At 68.2% G+C, this 14,994-nt stretch carries 13 protein-coding genes and 1 pseudogene; 12 read left to right on the top strand and 2 right to left on the bottom strand.

Features of this window, described 5'->3' with window-relative positions; translation table 11 throughout:
• Positions 1-9: 9 nt before the first annotated feature.
• Positions 10-969 (top strand): tripartite tricarboxylate transporter substrate binding protein, encoded by a 960-nt coding sequence (locus tag B2J86_RS13830; protein ID WP_173025903.1) that lies wholly within the window; start codon positions 10-12, stop codon positions 967-969.
• Positions 970-973: 4 nt separating this feature from the next.
• Here B2J86_RS13830 and B2J86_RS13825 read toward each other — a convergent pair whose 3' ends face one another.
• Positions 974-1,156 (bottom strand): hypothetical protein, encoded by a 183-nt coding sequence (locus B2J86_RS13825; protein WP_169634341.1) that lies wholly within the window; start codon positions 1,154-1,156, stop codon positions 974-976.
• On the opposite strand from B2J86_RS13825, the gene B2J86_RS13820 reads away from it, so the two are divergent.
• The 11 genes from B2J86_RS13820 to B2J86_RS13770 all read left to right on the top strand — a co-directional run bounded on the left by B2J86_RS13820 (position 1,155) and on the right by B2J86_RS13770 (position 14,234).
• Positions 1,155-1,703 carry a tripartite tricarboxylate transporter TctB family protein gene (locus B2J86_RS13820; RefSeq protein ID WP_169170071.1) on the top strand — a complete coding sequence of 183 codons (549 nt, stop codon included), beginning with the start codon at positions 1,155-1,157 and terminating at the stop codon, positions 1,701-1,703. The genes B2J86_RS13825 and B2J86_RS13820 overlap by 2 nt on opposite strands.
• Positions 1,703-3,214, top strand: a complete 1,512-nt coding sequence (locus B2J86_RS13815) for a tripartite tricarboxylate transporter permease (protein ID WP_169170072.1) — start codon at positions 1,703-1,705, stop codon at positions 3,212-3,214. The genes B2J86_RS13820 and B2J86_RS13815 overlap by 1 nt, the downstream gene beginning before the upstream one ends.
• Before the next feature lie 102 nt (positions 3,215-3,316).
• Positions 3,317-4,825, top strand: a complete 1,509-nt coding sequence (locus B2J86_RS13810; protein ID WP_169634340.1) for a sigma-54-dependent Fis family transcriptional regulator — start codon at positions 3,317-3,319, stop codon at positions 4,823-4,825.
• Positions 4,826-4,977: 152 nt separating this feature from the next.
• A complete protein-coding gene (locus B2J86_RS13805) occupies positions 4,978-6,162 on the top strand; it encodes a substrate-binding domain-containing protein (protein WP_169170074.1) in 1,185 nt (394 codons plus the stop codon).
• A gap of 112 nt (positions 6,163-6,274) precedes the next feature.
• Positions 6,275-7,039, top strand: coding sequence for an ABC transporter ATP-binding protein (locus B2J86_RS13800; protein WP_169170075.1), 765 nt, complete (start codon positions 6,275-6,277; stop codon positions 7,037-7,039).
• The gene (locus B2J86_RS13795; protein ID WP_169170076.1) at positions 7,036-7,761 is read left to right on the top strand and encodes an ABC transporter ATP-binding protein; all 726 of its coding nucleotides are present in this window, start codon (positions 7,036-7,038) and stop codon (positions 7,759-7,761) included. Before B2J86_RS13800 ends, B2J86_RS13795 begins: the two co-directional genes overlap by 4 nt.
• Positions 7,762-7,853: 92 nt before the next feature.
• A complete protein-coding gene (locus B2J86_RS13790; RefSeq protein WP_169170077.1) occupies positions 7,854-8,837 on the top strand; it encodes a branched-chain amino acid ABC transporter permease in 984 nt (327 codons plus the stop codon).
• Positions 8,838-8,850: 13 nt separating this feature from the next.
• Positions 8,851-9,918 carry a branched-chain amino acid ABC transporter permease gene (locus tag B2J86_RS13785; RefSeq protein WP_169634338.1) on the top strand — a complete coding sequence of 356 codons (1,068 nt, stop codon included), beginning with the start codon at positions 8,851-8,853 and terminating at the stop codon, positions 9,916-9,918.
• A gap of 35 nt (positions 9,919-9,953) precedes the next feature.
• Complete coding sequence (locus B2J86_RS13780) at positions 9,954-12,140, top strand: 3-hydroxybutyrate oligomer hydrolase family protein (protein WP_173025902.1); 2,187 nt, start codon at positions 9,954-9,956, stop codon at positions 12,138-12,140.
• Positions 12,141-12,169: 29 nt separating this feature from the next.
• Positions 12,170-13,321 carry an ABC transporter substrate-binding protein gene (locus B2J86_RS13775; protein ID WP_169170433.1) on the top strand — a complete coding sequence of 384 codons (1,152 nt, stop codon included), beginning with the start codon at positions 12,170-12,172 and terminating at the stop codon, positions 13,319-13,321.
• Between the two features lie 40 nt (positions 13,322-13,361).
• The gene (locus B2J86_RS13770) at positions 13,362-14,234 is read left to right on the top strand and encodes an alpha/beta fold hydrolase (RefSeq protein WP_173025901.1); all 873 of its coding nucleotides are present in this window, start codon (positions 13,362-13,364) and stop codon (positions 14,232-14,234) included.
• 123 nt (positions 14,235-14,357) lie between these two features.
• Here the strand turns inward: B2J86_RS13770 and B2J86_RS13765 are convergent.
• A pseudogene (locus B2J86_RS13765) lies at positions 14,358-14,994 on the bottom strand (hypothetical protein); the annotation flags it as partial.

Raw genomic sequence — 14,994 nt, 5'->3', positions numbered from 1 at the left:
GAGACAGCCATGCGTCGCGATACCTTTCTCAAATCCCTTGCCGCCCTCGCCGCCGCGGGCGCGCTGCCGGTTTCGGCGCAAACCGCCAGCGCCATCAAGATGATGCTGCCGGCCAACCCCGGCGGCGGCTGGGATTCCACCGGTCGCGCGCTCGGCAAAGCCCTGCTCGATTCGGGTGCGGCCTCGTCGGTCACCTACGACAACAAGGGCGGCGCGGCCGGCGCGATCGGCCTGGCGCAGTTCGTCAACGGCAGCAAGGGCGACCCGAACGCGCTGATGGTGATGGGCGCGGTGATGCTGGGCGGCATCATTACGGGCAAGCCGCCGGTCAACCTCTCGCAGGTCACGCCGATCGCGCGCCTGACGAGCGAATACAACGTGTTCGTGCTGCCCGCAGATTCCCCTTACAAGAGCATGGCCGAGGTGATCGCCCAGCTCAAGAAGGACCCCGGCAGCGTGAAGTGGGGGGGCGGCTCGCGCGGCTCGACCGAACACATTGCCGCCGCCATGCTGGCGCGCGAGGTCGGGGTGGACCCGGCCAAGATCAACTACGTGGCGTTCCGCGGAGGCGGCGAGGCGATTGCCGCCATCCTGGGCAACAACGTGACCATTGGCGGCAGTGGCTACAGCGAGTTCGCCGAATACATTGCCAGCGGCAAGATGAAGCCGATCGGCGTGACATCGAACCAGCGCCTCAAGGGCATCAACGTGCCGACCCTGAAAGAGCAGGGCGTCAACGTGGAAATCGGCAACTGGCGCGGCGTCTACGGCGCGCCCGGCATCTCGGCAGAGCAGCGCAAGTCGCTGATTGACCGCGTCGCAAAAGCCGTCAAGAGCCCATCCTGGGCCGAGGCGCTGCAGAAGAACGGCTGGACCCCGGCCTGGATGGCCGGCGACGAATTCGGCAACTTTGTCGACAACGAGTTCGCCAGCCTGCGCGCCACCATGGTCAAGGCCGGCATGGTCTGAGGGCTCAAGCCACGGCGCGCAGCGTGTTGCGCGCCGTGGCGGCGCCGTCCGGTGGCTGCACCGGCATCGCGTTCTTCTGGGGCTCCCCTTTTTCTTTTTTTTCGCGCGCGCCGCCGGTGCCATGGCGGCGCCGCGGTGTGGTCGCTCTCCGGGCCCCGACGCCCGGGCTTTGCACAGGATTCAGCATGTCTGATCACCTCATTTCTCCGTCCCTTTCCGCTGCGCCGTCGGTCGTGCCGGCCACGCGCACGCAGGCCGTGGTGGGCGCCGCGGTGCTGCTGACCGCCGCCGCTCTGGCCCTGGGCGCGCTCGACATTCCGTCGAACGCCGGCTATGGCGGCGTGGGGCCCAATTTCCTGCCGTGGCTGGTGGCGGGCGTGCTGGCAGTGTGCGGCGCGCTGCTGCTGTGGGAGGCGCTGTCCGGGGGCTTTCGCGCCATGGACGAGCCCAGCGGCGCGGCGCGCGCCAACGTGCCAGCGCTCGTCTGGGTGTCCGCGGGCCTGCTGCTCAACGCCGCCCTGATCACCACGCTGGGCTTCATCGTCAGCTGCACGCTGTGCTACCTGCTGGCGGTGCAGGGCCTGCGCCGCGCGGCGGGGCAGGGCGGAGGCAGCGCCCGCACCTGGGGGGTCGATGTGGTGACCGGTGTGCTGATCTCGGCGCCGGTCTTTTGGGTTTTCACGCAGTTCCTGGCCATCAACCTGCCAGGGCTCACACAGACAGGGTGGCTGTGATGGAAATATTTGACGCACTGATGGCGGGCTTTGCCACCGCCGCCACGCCGGCCAACCTGCTCTGGGCGCTGTTCGGCTGCGCGCTGGGCACGGCCGTGGGCGTGCTGCCGGGCATCGGACCGGCCGTGGCCGTGGCCATGCTGCTGCCGATCACGGCCAAGGTCGAGATCACGGCCTCGATGATCTTTTTTGCCGGCATCTATTACGGCGCGATGTACGGCGGCTCGACCACCTCGATCCTGCTCAACACCCCGGGCGAGACCGCCAGCATGGTCACGGCCATGGAGGGCAACAAGATGGCCAAGAGCGGACGCGCGGGTGCCGCGCTAGCCACCTCGGCCATCGGCTCGTTCGTGGCCGGCACCATCGCGACGGTGATCGTGACCCTGTTTGCGCCTTTCGTCGCCGACTTCGCCGTGCGCCTCGGGCCACCCGAGTACTTCATGCTGATGGTGCTGGCCTTCACCACCGTGAGCGCAGTGCTGGGCAAGAGCACGGTGCGCGGCATGACGGCGCTGTTCATCGGCCTGGCTGCCGGCTGCATCGGCATGGACCAGATCTCGGGCGCCGCACGCTACACCGGCGGCAAGTCCGAGCTGCTCGACGGCATCGACATCGTGCTGGTGGCAGTGGGGCTGTTTGCCGTGGCCGAGGTGCTGTACGCCGCGATGTACGAGGGCCGGGTGGTCGAGTCGCGCAACCGCATGGGCCGCGTGCACATGACGCGGCGCGACTGGAAGCGCTCCGTCCCGGCCTGGCTGCGCGGCACGGCGATCGGCGCGCCTTTCGGCTGCATCCCGGCCGGCGGCACCGAGATTCCGACCTTCCTGAGCTACGCCGTCGAAAAGAAGCTCGCCAAGGGCGAGGACCAGGCCGAGTTCGGCGCACAGGGCGCCATTGAAGGCGTCGCCGGCCCCGAGGCCGCCAACAACGCCACCGTCACCGCGGCCCTGATTCCGCTGCTCACGCTGGGCATTCCGACCTCGAACACCACGGCCGTGCTGCTGGGCGCATTCCAGAACTACGGCATCAACCCCGGGCCGCAGCTGTTCACCACATCGGCCACGCTGGTGTGGGCGCTGATCGCTTCGCTCTACATCGGCAACCTGATGCTGCTGGTGCTCAACCTGCCCCTGGTCGGCCTGTGGGTCAAGCTGCTCAAGATCCCCAAGCCGCAGCTGTATGCGGGCATCCTGATCTTCGCCACGGTGGGCGCCTATGGCATGCGCCAAAGCACGTTCGACCTGTTCCTGCTCTACGGCATCGGCCTGCTGGGCGTGCTGATGCGGCGCTTTGACTTTCCCACCGCCCCGGTGGTGGTCGGCATGATCCTGGGGCCGCTGGCCGAAGCACAGATGCGCAACGCCGTCTCGATTGGCGAAGGCAGCTGGTCGATCTTCGTCACGCGTCCGATGTCGCTCACGGTGCTGGTGCTGGTGCTGGCCGTGCTGGTGCTGCCGCGTGCCATGCGCTGGATGCAAAAGCGCCGCCCCGGGCCCGTGGCCGCCTGAGCCGAATTTCAAGCCAAATGGGCTGCCAGCGCTTATCGCATAAGCGCTGGCAGCTCTTTTTTTGGTAGCGTAAGGCAGCGCTGGCGCATGGCCTGCGCTACCATGCCCGCCATGCCAAACACCGCCGCCTTTGACAGCCCGCTGCCCCTGGACGCGCAGGGCATTCTGGAGCTGGCCGCGCGCTCCATGTTCCAGCTGTTCTCCAGCGTCAGCCAGGGCATGTTCCTGGTCGACAAGAGCGGCCGCATCGTCTGGGTCAACGAGGGCTACCAGCGCTTCCTGCCCGACCTGGGCTTCTCCTCGCTCGACCAGTTCGTCGGCCGCATGGTCGAGGAGGTCATCCCCAACACGCAGATGCGCCGCGTGCTCGACACCGGCCAGCCGGTGCTGATCGACCTGCTGACCAACCGGGCCGGCACCTTCGTGGTCAGCCGCATTCCGCTGCGCGACGACGCCGAACGCGTCATCGGCGCCATCGGCATCGTGCTGTTCGACCACCCCGAGACCACGCTGCAGCCGCTGATCAGCAAGTTCGCGCTGCTGCAGCGCGACCTCGACGACGCGCGCCGCGAGCTGGCCGTGCAGCGCAAGCGCCAGCTGGGCAGCGCCGGCGCGGGCGAGCGCCGGGCCAAGTACACCTTTGCGAGCTTCGTTGGCTCCAGCCCTGCCGCGGCCGAGGTCAAGCGCCAGGCGCGGCGCGCGGCGCAGTCGGCCAGTCCGGTGCTGCTGCTGGGCGAGACCGGCACGGGCAAGGAGCTGCTCGCGCACGCCATCCACGCCGCCTCCAGCCGCGCCAGCGGCCCGTTTGTCAGCGTGAACATCGCCGCCGTGCCCGACACGCTGCTCGAGGCCGAGTTCTTTGGCGTGGCGCCCGGCGCCTACACCGGCGCCGACCGCAAGGCGCGCGACGGCAAGTTCAAGCTGGCCGACGGCGGGACGCTGTTCCTCGACGAGATCGGCGACATGCCGCAAAACCTGCAGGCCAAGCTGCTGCGCGCGCTGCAGGAGGGCGAGATCGAGCCCTTGGGCTCGAACCAGCTCGTGCCCTTCAACGTGCGCGTGGTCGCCGCGACCTCGCGCGAACTCGCGGCGCTGGTGCGCGAGGGGCGCTTTCGCGAAGACCTGTTCTACCGCCTGCATGTGCTGCCGCTGCGCGTGCCGCCGCTGCGCGAGCGGCGCAGCGACATCCCGGCGCTGGTCGAGGTGCTGGGCGAAGACCTGGCGCTGCGCAGCGGCACCGCCCCGCCCGAGCTGCTGCCCGACGCCATGGCGCTGCTGGCCGCGCAGCCCTGGCGCGGCAACATCCGCGAACTGCGCAACGTGCTGGAGCAGGCCGCCATGCGCAGCGACTCGCACACCATCGACGCCACGCAGCTCACGCGCATCCTGCGCGAGGCCGGCGTGGAGCCCGCTGCGCCTGAGCCCGAGACGCTGTCCGGCGCGCCCGGCGACGACCGATTGCTGCGGCCGCTGGCCGAGCAGGTGGCGGAGATCGAGCGCCGCGCCATCGCCGCCGCGCTGGCCGCGCACGGCGGCAACAAGCAGGCCACGGCGCGCCGGCTCGGCATATCGCGCGCGACGCTGTATGCACGCATGGAAAACCCTGTGTAAGAACTGCACGGCTGTCTGAAAAGTAGCCATTTGGGGTGTCTGAAATTCAGGCAAATTCCACGCCGTGGAAATGAATTCCCCATCCCATCAAGCACTTGCGCCGCTGGCACGAACTGTGCGATGTTCAGGCATCACAACAGGAGGCATTTCCCATGCAACGTCGCACTCTGGTCGCACTGGCCGCTTTGGCCGCCACGCTTTCGGCACCGGCCCTGGCCCAGTCCAACGAAATCCGCATTGCCCACATCTACAGCAAGACCGGACCGCTCGAGGCCTATGGCAAGCAGACCCAGACCGGCCTGATGATGGGCCTGGACTACGCCACGGGCGGCTCCATGGCGGTCAATGGCAAGAAGATCGTTGTGATCGAGAAGGACGACCAAGGCAAGCCCGACCTGGGCAAGAGCCTGCTGGCGGCCGCCTATTCGGACGACAAGGCCGACATCGCCGTGGGGCCCACCTCGTCCGGCGTGGCGCTGGCGATGCTGCCCGTGGCCGAGGAGTACAAGAAGATCCTGCTGGTCGAGCCCGCCGTGGCCGACGCGATCACCGGTGATAAGTGGAACAAGTACATCTTCCGCACCGGCCGCAACAGCAGCCAGGACGCGATCTCCAACGCCGTCGCCATCGACAAGCCGGGCGTGACCATCGCCACGCTGGCGCAGGACTATGCCTTTGGCCGCGATGGCGTGAAGGCCTTCAAGGACGCCATCAAGAACGCCAAGCTGGTGCACGAGGAATACCTACCCACCAACACCACCGACTTCACCGCCGGGGCGCAGCGCCTGATCGACAAGCTCAAGGACCAGCCGGGCCGCAAGATCATCTGGATTGTCTGGGCCGGCGCCGGCAACCCGTTCAAGATCGCCGACATGGACTTGAAGCGCTATGGCATCGAGATTGCCACCGGCGGCAACATCCTGCCCGCCATGGCCAGCTTCAAGAACTTCCCAGGCATGGAAGGCGCCACCTACTACTACTTCGGCATTCCCAAGAACCCGGTGAACGAGGCCCTGGTGGCCGCGCACTACAAGCAGTTCAAGGCACCGCCGGACTTCTTCACGGCCGGCGGCTTCAGCTCGGCCATGGCGCTGGTCACCGCGCTCAAGGCCACGGGCGGCGACACCAACACCAACAAGCTCATCAAGACGATGGAAGGCATGAGCTTCGACACGCCCAAGGGCAAGATGACCTTCCGCAAGGAAGACCACCAGGCCCTGCAAAGCATGTACCACTTCAAGATCAAGGTGGACCCGGCCTTTGCCTGGGGCGTGCCCGAGCTGGTGCGCGAGATCAAGCCCGAAGAGATGCAGATCCCGGTCCGCAATACGCGTTGATGCGGCGCGGGGGCAGGGCGCAAGCGCGGCCTGCCCATGGCGGATTGCTTCTGTTTTTATAGCTTTTAGCGCTTGTCCATCAAGCGTTTGGGGCGGTTTTACCTGAATTTCGATGCTGGCTACAAAAGACCTGACCATTCGCTTCGGCGGCCATGTGGCGGTGAATGCCGTGAGCTGCGCGTTCGCGCCGGGCACGCTCACCGCCATCGTCGGCCCCAACGGCGCGGGCAAGACCACGTACTTCAACCTGATCTCGGGGCAGCTCAAGGCCAGCGCCGGTTCGGTGCGGCTGGGCGGGCGCGAGCTCACCGGCCTGGCCCCGTCGGCACGCACGCGCGCCGGGCTCGGGCGCGCCTTCCAGCTGACCAACCTGTTTCCGGGCCTCAGCGTGCTGGAGAACGTGCGCCTGGCCGTGCAGGCCACGCGCGAAGGGCCGCACCGCCGCGGCCTGAACCTGTGGAGCATCTGGAGCGACCACCGCGTGCTGACCGAGCGCGCCGAGGCCATCCTGGAGGCCGTCGCGCTGCAGGAGCGCCGCGGCACTGCCGTCGCCAGCCTGCCGCACGGCGACCAGCGCAAGCTCGAAGTGGCGCTGCTGATGGCGCTCGAACCGCAGGTCTACATGTTCGACGAGCCCACGGCCGGCATGGGCCACGACGAGGCCCCCGTGATCCTGAACCTGATCCGCGAACTCAAGAAGGACCCCACCAAGACGATCCTGCTGGTCGAGCACAAGATGGACGTGGTGCGCGAGCTGGCCGACCGCATCATCGTGCTGACCAACGGCACGCTGGTGGCCGACGGCGCGCCCGCCGAAGTGATCGCCTCGCCCGTGGTGCAAGAGGCCTACCTGGGTGTCACGAAGGAGGCAGCATGAGCGACAACCTGCTGGAGCTCAAGGGCGTGCACACGCACATCGGCGCCTACCACATCCTGCACGGCGTCGACCTGGCCGTGCCCCGGGGCGAACTGACCCTGCTGCTGGGCCGCAACGGCGCGGGCAAGACGACCACGCTGCGCACCATCATGGGCCTGTGGCACGCCTCCAAGGGCTCGATCCACTTCGCGGGCGAGGACATCACGGCGCTGCACACGCCGCAGATCGCGGGCAGGAACATCGCCTATGTGCCCGAGAACATGGGCATCTTTGCCGACCTCACGGTCAAGGAGAACATGCTGCTGGCCGCTCGTGCGGCCCGCACCGCCGCGCAGATGGACCCGGCGCGGCTGGAGTGGATCTTTGGCCTGTTCCCGGCCGTGGAGAAGTTCTGGAACCATCCGGCCGGCAAGCTCTCGGGCGGGCAGAAGCAGATGGTGGCGGTGGCGCGCGCCATCGTCGAGCCGCGCGACCTGCTGATCGTCGACGAACCCAGCAAGGGCCTGGCACCTGCCATCGTCAACAACATGATCGAGGCGTTCGACCAGCTCAAGAAGAGCGGCGTGACCATCCTGCTGGTCGAGCAGAACATCCATTTCGCCAAGCGCCTGGGCGACTCGGTGGCCGTGATGGACAACGGCACCGTCGTGCATGCAGGCTCCATGGCGCAGCTGGCCGAAGACGAGGCGCTGCAGCGTTCGCTGTTGGGGTTGGCACTGTGACGGAATTCTTCAATCGGCCTCAAACGCTTGTGTGGCAAGCGCGGACAGCTATCAAAAACATATTTTCCGCAGCGCGGAAAGGGGGCCACGGCATGCGTGCGCGCGATCTCGACTGGAAACCGCTGGTGCTGGTGCCGGCGCTGGCCCTGCTGGTGCTGCCCTTCATCGGCTCGCCCTCGACCTGGCTCACGCTCACCGTGGCGGGCCTGGCCATGGGCATGATCATCTTCATCATCGCCTCGGGCCTGACCCTGGTGTTCGGCCTGATGGACGTGCTGAACTTTGGCCACGGCGTGTTCATCGCGCTCGGCGCCTTCGTCGCCACCAGCGTGCTGGGCGCCATGGGCGACTGGACGGGCAGCGCCGAGCTGTGGCGCAATCTGGTCGCCGTGCTGCCGGCCATGCTGGTGGCCATGGCGGTGGCGGGCGCCGTGGGCCTGGCGTTCGAGCGCTTCATCGTGCGGCCGGTGTATGGCCAGCACTTGAAGCAGATCCTCATCACCATGGGCGGCATGATCATCGGCGAGGAGCTGATCAAGGTGGTCTGGGGGCCGGCGCAGATTCCGCTGCCGCTGCCCGAAGGCATGCGCGGCGCGCTGCTGGTGGGCGACGCCGCGATCGAGAAATACCGCCTCGTGGCCGTGGCCGTCGGCCTGCTCGTGTTCGGCGTGCTGGCCTGGACGCTCGCGCGCACCAAGGTGGGGCTGTTGATCCGCGCCGGCGTGCAGGACCGCGAGATGGTCGAGTCGCTCGGCTACCGCATCCGCCGCCTGTTCGTCGGCGTGTTCGTCGTGGGCTCGGCGCTGGCGGGCCTGGGCGGCGTGATGTGGGGGCTGTACCAGCAGAACGTCATCCCGCAGATGGGCGCGCAGGTCAATGTGCTGATCTTCATCGTCATCATCATCGGTGGCCTGGGCAGCACGGGCGGGGCGCTGATCGGCGCGCTGCTGGTGGGGCTGATGGCCAACTACACGGGCTTTCTGGTGCCCAAGGCGGCGCTGTTCTCGAACATCGCGTTGATGGTCGCCATCCTGCTGTGGCGCCCGCAGGGCGTGTACCCCGTGGCGAACCGTTGAGGAAGCACAGACCATGTTGAACCGTCTTCTGTCCAACGACTTTCCGCGCAGCAGGGTGCTGGCGGTGGTCCTCGCGGCCATCCTGATCGGGCTGGCGTTCGCACCGTTCCTGTTTCCCGGCGTCAAGGCGCTGTCGGTGGCGGCCAAGGTGCTGGTGTTCGTGGTGCTGGTCGCCAGCTTCGACCTGCTGCTGGGCTACACCGGCATCGTGAGCTTTGCGCACACCATGTTCTTCGGCATCGGTGCCTACGGCGTGGCCGTGGCCACCACGCGCCTGGGCCCGACGTGGATGGCGCTGGCCGTGGGCATCGGCGGCGCGCTGCTGCTGTCGCTGCTGCTGTCGCTGGCCGTGGGGCTGTTCTCGCTGCGCGTGCGCGCCATCTTCTTCGCCATGATCACGCTGGCCGTGGCGGCTGCGTTCCAGACGCTGGCCTCGCAGCTGTCGGACATCACGGGCGGCGAGGACGGCCTGACCTTCAAGGTGCCCGCGGTCCTGTCGCCCAGCTTCGAGTTCGCCGACGAGCCGTTCCTCGGCGTATCGCTCGATGGGCGCCTGCTGTGCTACTACCTGCTGTTCGTGGTGGCCGTGGCGCTGGTGCTGGCGCTGCTGCGCATCGTCAACTCGCCGTTCGGCCGCGTGCTGCAGGCCATCCGCGAAAACGAGTTCCGCGCCGAGGCCATCGGCTACCGCGTGGTGGTCTACCGCACCACGTCGAGCGTGCTGTCGGCGCTGTTTGCCACGCTGGCCGGCGGCATGCTGGCGATCTGGCTGCGCTACAACGGGCCCGACACGTCGCTTTCCTTCGAAATCATGATGGACTGCCTGCTCATCGTGGTGATCGGTGGCATGGGCACGATCTACGGCTCGGTCATCGGCGCCGTGCTGTTTCTGGTGGCGCAAAGCTACCTGCAGGATCTGCTGCGCCTGGGTAGCGAAGGGGCTTCGGGCCTGCCCTGGCTGTCCGCGCTGCTCTCGCCTGACCGCTGGCTGCTGTGGCTGGGCGTGCTGTTTGTGTTGTCGGTCTATTACTTTCCCACCGGCGTCGTCGGACGCCTCAGATCCCTGCGTGCGGCACGCTGAGCACGCTTTTTGTGTCAGTGAAAAAAGGAGACATCATGAAAGTGAATCTGCAGGACAAGCGGGCCCTGAAAGTGGCCACGACCGCGCTGGCGGGGGCCGTGCTGGCCGCATGCGGTGGTGGATCATCCCTTCCCACCAACGAGCTTCCCAAAGGCGTGTCGCAGGTGAGCGCCACGGTGTACCCCGCGACCACGGTGGGCAAGGGCGACACTGCCGCCACGCAGGACCTGCTGACCGGGGGCATCGGCAAGACGGGCCTGGGCGGCGCTACGCCTGCCTATGTCGATCCCGCCAACCCCACGGCGGCCGAACTGCGCCGCAACGCGCTGTATTCCAATTACCGCGGCATCCTGGATTACTCGGCCAATGGCGGCTATGGCACGCTGTACGGCCCCAACGTCACCACGGCCGGTGTTGTCACGGCCAGCGAGGGTTTGATTCCCGGCCGTGAACACGTGGCGGTGCTCGACGATGGCTCGGGCCGCAAGCGCACCGTGATCGCGGTGCAGGTGCCCGACAGCTTCAACCAGGCCAGTCCCTGCGTGGTGCTGGGCGCGTCCTCGGGCTCGCGTGGCGTCTACGGCGCCATCGGCACGGCCGGCGAGTGGGGCCTCAAGCACGGCTGCGCCGTCGCGCTGACCGATGCCGGCAAGGGCGTGGGCATCTACAACATGATGGACGACACCGTCAACAAGATCGACGGCACGCGCGCCACGCGCAGCGCAGCCGGGGCGCTCAACTTCTTTGCCGCCAACATCAGCGATGCTGCCCGCGCGGCCTACAACGCCGTGTTCCCGAACCGGCTGGCGCTCAAGCAGGTGCACTCGCAGCTGAACCCGGAAAAGGACTGGGGCAACGACACGCTGGCCGCAGGCCGCTATGCACTGTTTGTGCTCAACGACCGCTATGGCACGGCCGCCAATCCGGTGCCGTTCACGGCGGACAACACCCTTGTGATCGCCGGCTCTGCGTCCAATGGCGGCGCCGCTTCGCTGCGCGCTGCCGAACAGGACGGCGCAGGCCTGATCGACGGCGTGGTCGCATCCGAACCGGTGGCCGAAATGCCCACGGCCAGCGGCTATGGCATCCAGGTCGGCGGCGCCGCGGTCACCGGCTACGGCAAGACGCTGGCCGACTACACCACCTACGGCAACCTCTACCAGCCCTGCGCTGCGCTGGCGGCAGGCGCGGCCATGGCCGAAGTGTCCATCTTCAACTACATCGCGCTGACCGGACTGACGGCGCGGGCCACGGCACGCTGCGACAGCCTGGCGGCCAAGGGGCTGGTCACTGGCGCCGACACGGCCGCCCGGTCGCTGGACGCGCTCAACAAGCTGCGCGCCTATGGCTGGACGCCCGAGCACGACCAGATGCACAACGCCCACTACGCCCTGGGCAACGGCCCCATCCTCTCGGCCATGTACCCGGTCAGCTATGGCCGCTTCCCGGTCGAGGCCAATGTCTGCAACACCAGCTTTGCGGCGGTCAGTGCCACCGGCGACCCGGTGGCCGTGGCGCCCGCGGCTCTTGCGCAGAGCTTCGCCACGGCCAACGGCACCGCCAACGGCACACCGGCCACGGTGGTCTACAACGACTCGGTGGGCGGTGCCAAAGCGTGGCAGTTTGCCGTGTCGCCGTCGACAGGCGTCGCCGACTTCGGCCTCGACAACGCCTTGTGCCAGCGCGCACTGGTCACCGGCACCGATCCGGCCACCGGCGCGGCGCTCACGGCATCCACGGTGCCCACCAAGGCACAGAGCGACGCCGTGCGTGCCGGCATCGCCGAGGTGGTGCTCAACGGCAACCTGCGCGGCAAGCCCACCCTCATCGTGAGCGGGCGCAGCGATGCCCTGGTGCCGGTGAACAACAACGCCCGCGCCTATGCCGCCTACAACAAGGTGGTGGAGGGCGCCGCGAGCAAGCTGCGCTACATCGAGGTGACGAACGGCCAGCACTTCGACACCTTCCTGCCGCTCAGCGGGTTCGACACGCGCTTCGTGCCGCTGCACCCGTACTTCAACCAGGCCATGGACGCGATGTACGCGCACCTCAAGAGCGGTGCCGCGCTGCCCGCGAGCCAGGTGGTGCGCACCACACCGCGTGGCGGCGTGCCCGGTGCGGCCCCGGCCATCACCGCCAGCAATGTGCCGCCGTTTGTGGCGGCACCCACCGTCGGCAACCAGATTGGCTTTGCGGGCACGTCGCTGAGCGTTCCCAACTGAGCCCGGGCTGGCTGCGCAGGAACCCCACCATGCAAACATTCTGGAAGTCGTGCGCGGCCGGCCTGCTGGCCGCGCTCGCCCTCTGCGCTGGAGGGGGACTGGCGCAGCCTGCCCGTGCCGGTGAGATCGTCATTGGCCAGGTGGCGCCCCTGTCGGGGGTGCTCGCCACCACCGGCCAACAAATGGTGCTGGGCGGAAAAATCTACTTTGACTGGATCAACGCCCAGGGCGGCGTGCACGGCGCCAAGATCCGCCAGTCCGTGGTGGACGACGGATACAAGGTGCCCGACACGGTGCGCCTCACGCGCGAACTGCTGGAGCGTCCCGAGGTGGTGGCGCTCTATGGTTTCGCCGGCACGGCCAACATCACGCAGCTGCTCGCCGATGGCGTGCTGGAGCAGGGCGGGGCGGCCCTGGTGGCGCCCTACACCGGGGGCGAGCCGCTGCGCAACCCGTTCAACCCCTGGATCTTCCATGTGCGCGCGGGCTATGCCGACGAGGCCGAGCACATGGTGCAGCAGCTCACCACCCTGGGCATGGACCGCGTGGCCGTGATGTACCAGGACGACGGGTTTGGCAAGGCCGGCCTGGCGGGCGTGGAGGCGGCGCTGGCCAAGCGCAAGCTCCGGCTCGTGGCCTCGGCCGGCTACGAGCGCAACACCGACCAGGTCGACGGTGCGGTCCGCGCCATCCAGGCCGCCGATGCGCAGGCCGTGATCATGATCGCCATCAACAAGCCGGCGGCGGCGTTCATCCAGCGCTACCGCGCGCAGGGCGGAGGCGCGCAGCTCTACAGCATTTCGGTGGTGGACCCGGCCGAGTTGGTCAAGCTGGCAGGGCTGCAGAACGCCCACGGCCTGGGCATCAGCCAGGTGGTGCCATTCCCCTACCAGCCGATGCTGCCGGTGGTGCGCGAGTACCAGCAGTTGCTGAAACAGTACGCGCCCGGGGCCGAGGTCAACTACACCAGCTTCGAGCAGTTTCTCGGTGCGAAGGTGCTGGTCGAGGCCCTGCGCCGCGCCGGGCCCGCACCCACGCGCGCCAAGGTGCTCAAGGCGCTCGAATCCCTGCAGCGCCTGGACCTGGGCGGGATCACCGTGGGCTACTCACCCACCAACCGCATTGGGTCGCGCTACGTCGAAGTGACCGTGATTGGTCGCTCGGGCCGGCTCATGAAATGAGGCGGCGGCGCCGTCTCCCTGTTTCACAAGGTGCTTCACCATGTCTCCCAATTCCCGCTACGCCACCTGCGCCGGCTACGAAATCCACTACACGGAGTGGGGTGCGCAGGACGCCCCCGTGGTGATTGCATGGCACGGCCTGGCGCGCACCGGGCGCGACATGGACGAACTGGCGGCGCACCTGGCGCCGCGCTGGCGCGTGGTCTGCCCGGACACGCTCGGGCGCGGCCTGAGCCAGTGGAGCCGGAGGCCGCAGGACGAATACTGCCTGTCGTTCTACGCCCGCATCGCCGCCGACCTGTTTGACCAGCTGGGCATCGCGCAGGCGCACTGGGTGGGCACCTCGATGGGCGGCGCCATTGGCACGGTGTGCGCGGCGGGGCTGTTCGAGCCGCAGCTCAAGGGGCGCATCCGCAGCCTGCTGCTCAACGACAACGCGCCGCAGCTGGCCGACGCGGCGCTCGCGCGCATCAAGGCCTATGCGGGCCAGCCGCCCGCCTTCGACACCGTGCGCGAGCTGGAGGCATTCTTCCGGCAGGTCTACCAACCCTATGGCTGGCTCAGCGACGCACAGTGGCGGCGCCTGACCGAAACCTCCACGCGCCGCCTGGGCGACGGCCGCGTCACGCCGCACTACGACCCGGCCATGGTGCAGCAGTTCACGCACCACGACAACGACTACCGCATCTGGGAGCATTACGACGCGCTCGACATCCCCGTGCTGTGCCTGCGCGGCGCCGAGTCCGACCTGGTGCTGCCGCAGACCACAGCAGCCATGCAGCTGCGCGGCCCTGGTGCGCGGGGACAGCTGCAGGTGCTTGAAGTGCAGGACTGCGGCCACGCGCCGGCGCTCAATGTGACCGGGCAGCTGCAGACCGTGGAGGCCTTCTTGCTGGCAGCAGAGCGCTCGTGATGCTATTCAAAATATAGCTGTCAGCGCTTTTTCAGCAAGCGTTTGAACGGGTTTTGTGTTGGATTAGACCAGCGAAACCGCGCAGGCGTGGCGTGCACGCGCTGCGCGGGCCTGGGGAGGCGCTTACTTGCCGACGGCCAGGTTGGCCTGCACGTTCACGCTCTGCTGGACCAGCGACGAGATGCCGCTGTTCTGGCTCGCGACCATGATGCCGGCGGCCGACTGGCCGACGCTGGTCATGGTGTTGGCCATGCTGAACGTGCCCGCGCTCACGGTGTTGGTGCCGCCAGCGCCGCCGCTGCCGCCCGCGCCCGTGCCACCGGCGCCGCCATTGGCGGTGTTGGTGCCGCCACTGCCGGCGCCACCCGTGCCGCCCGCGCCGCTGCCACCCGCGCCGCCGTTGCCGCTGGTGTTGGCGCCGTTGCTGGCGCCGCCGTTGGTGGCGCTGCCATTGGTGCTGCTGCCGCCGGCGCCGCCCGTGCCCATGCCGGCGGTGCGGGTGCTGCCGCCGCCATTGCTGTTGGAGGTGCCGCCTGAGCCGGTGGCGGTGGCGGCTCCGCCGCTGCCCGAGGTGCCGCCGTTGCCGCCCGTGCCGCCGTCGGTGTTGCTGCCGCCATTGGCGGAGCCACTGCCACCACCGCTGCCGCTGCCGCTGCCGTTGGCAGCGGACGCACCACCGCTGTCTCCGCCATTGGCGCGCCCGCCATTGCCATTGCCGCCGCTGCCTGCGGTGGCGCTGCCATTGGTGGCGCTGCCGTTG

Origin of the sequence: Acidovorax sp. SRB_14, assembly GCF_012932145.1 — a bacterium.
Lineage (GTDB): Bacteria > Pseudomonadota > Gammaproteobacteria > Burkholderiales > Burkholderiaceae_C > Simplicispira.
This window is presented reverse-complemented; position numbering and strand designations above follow the sequence as displayed.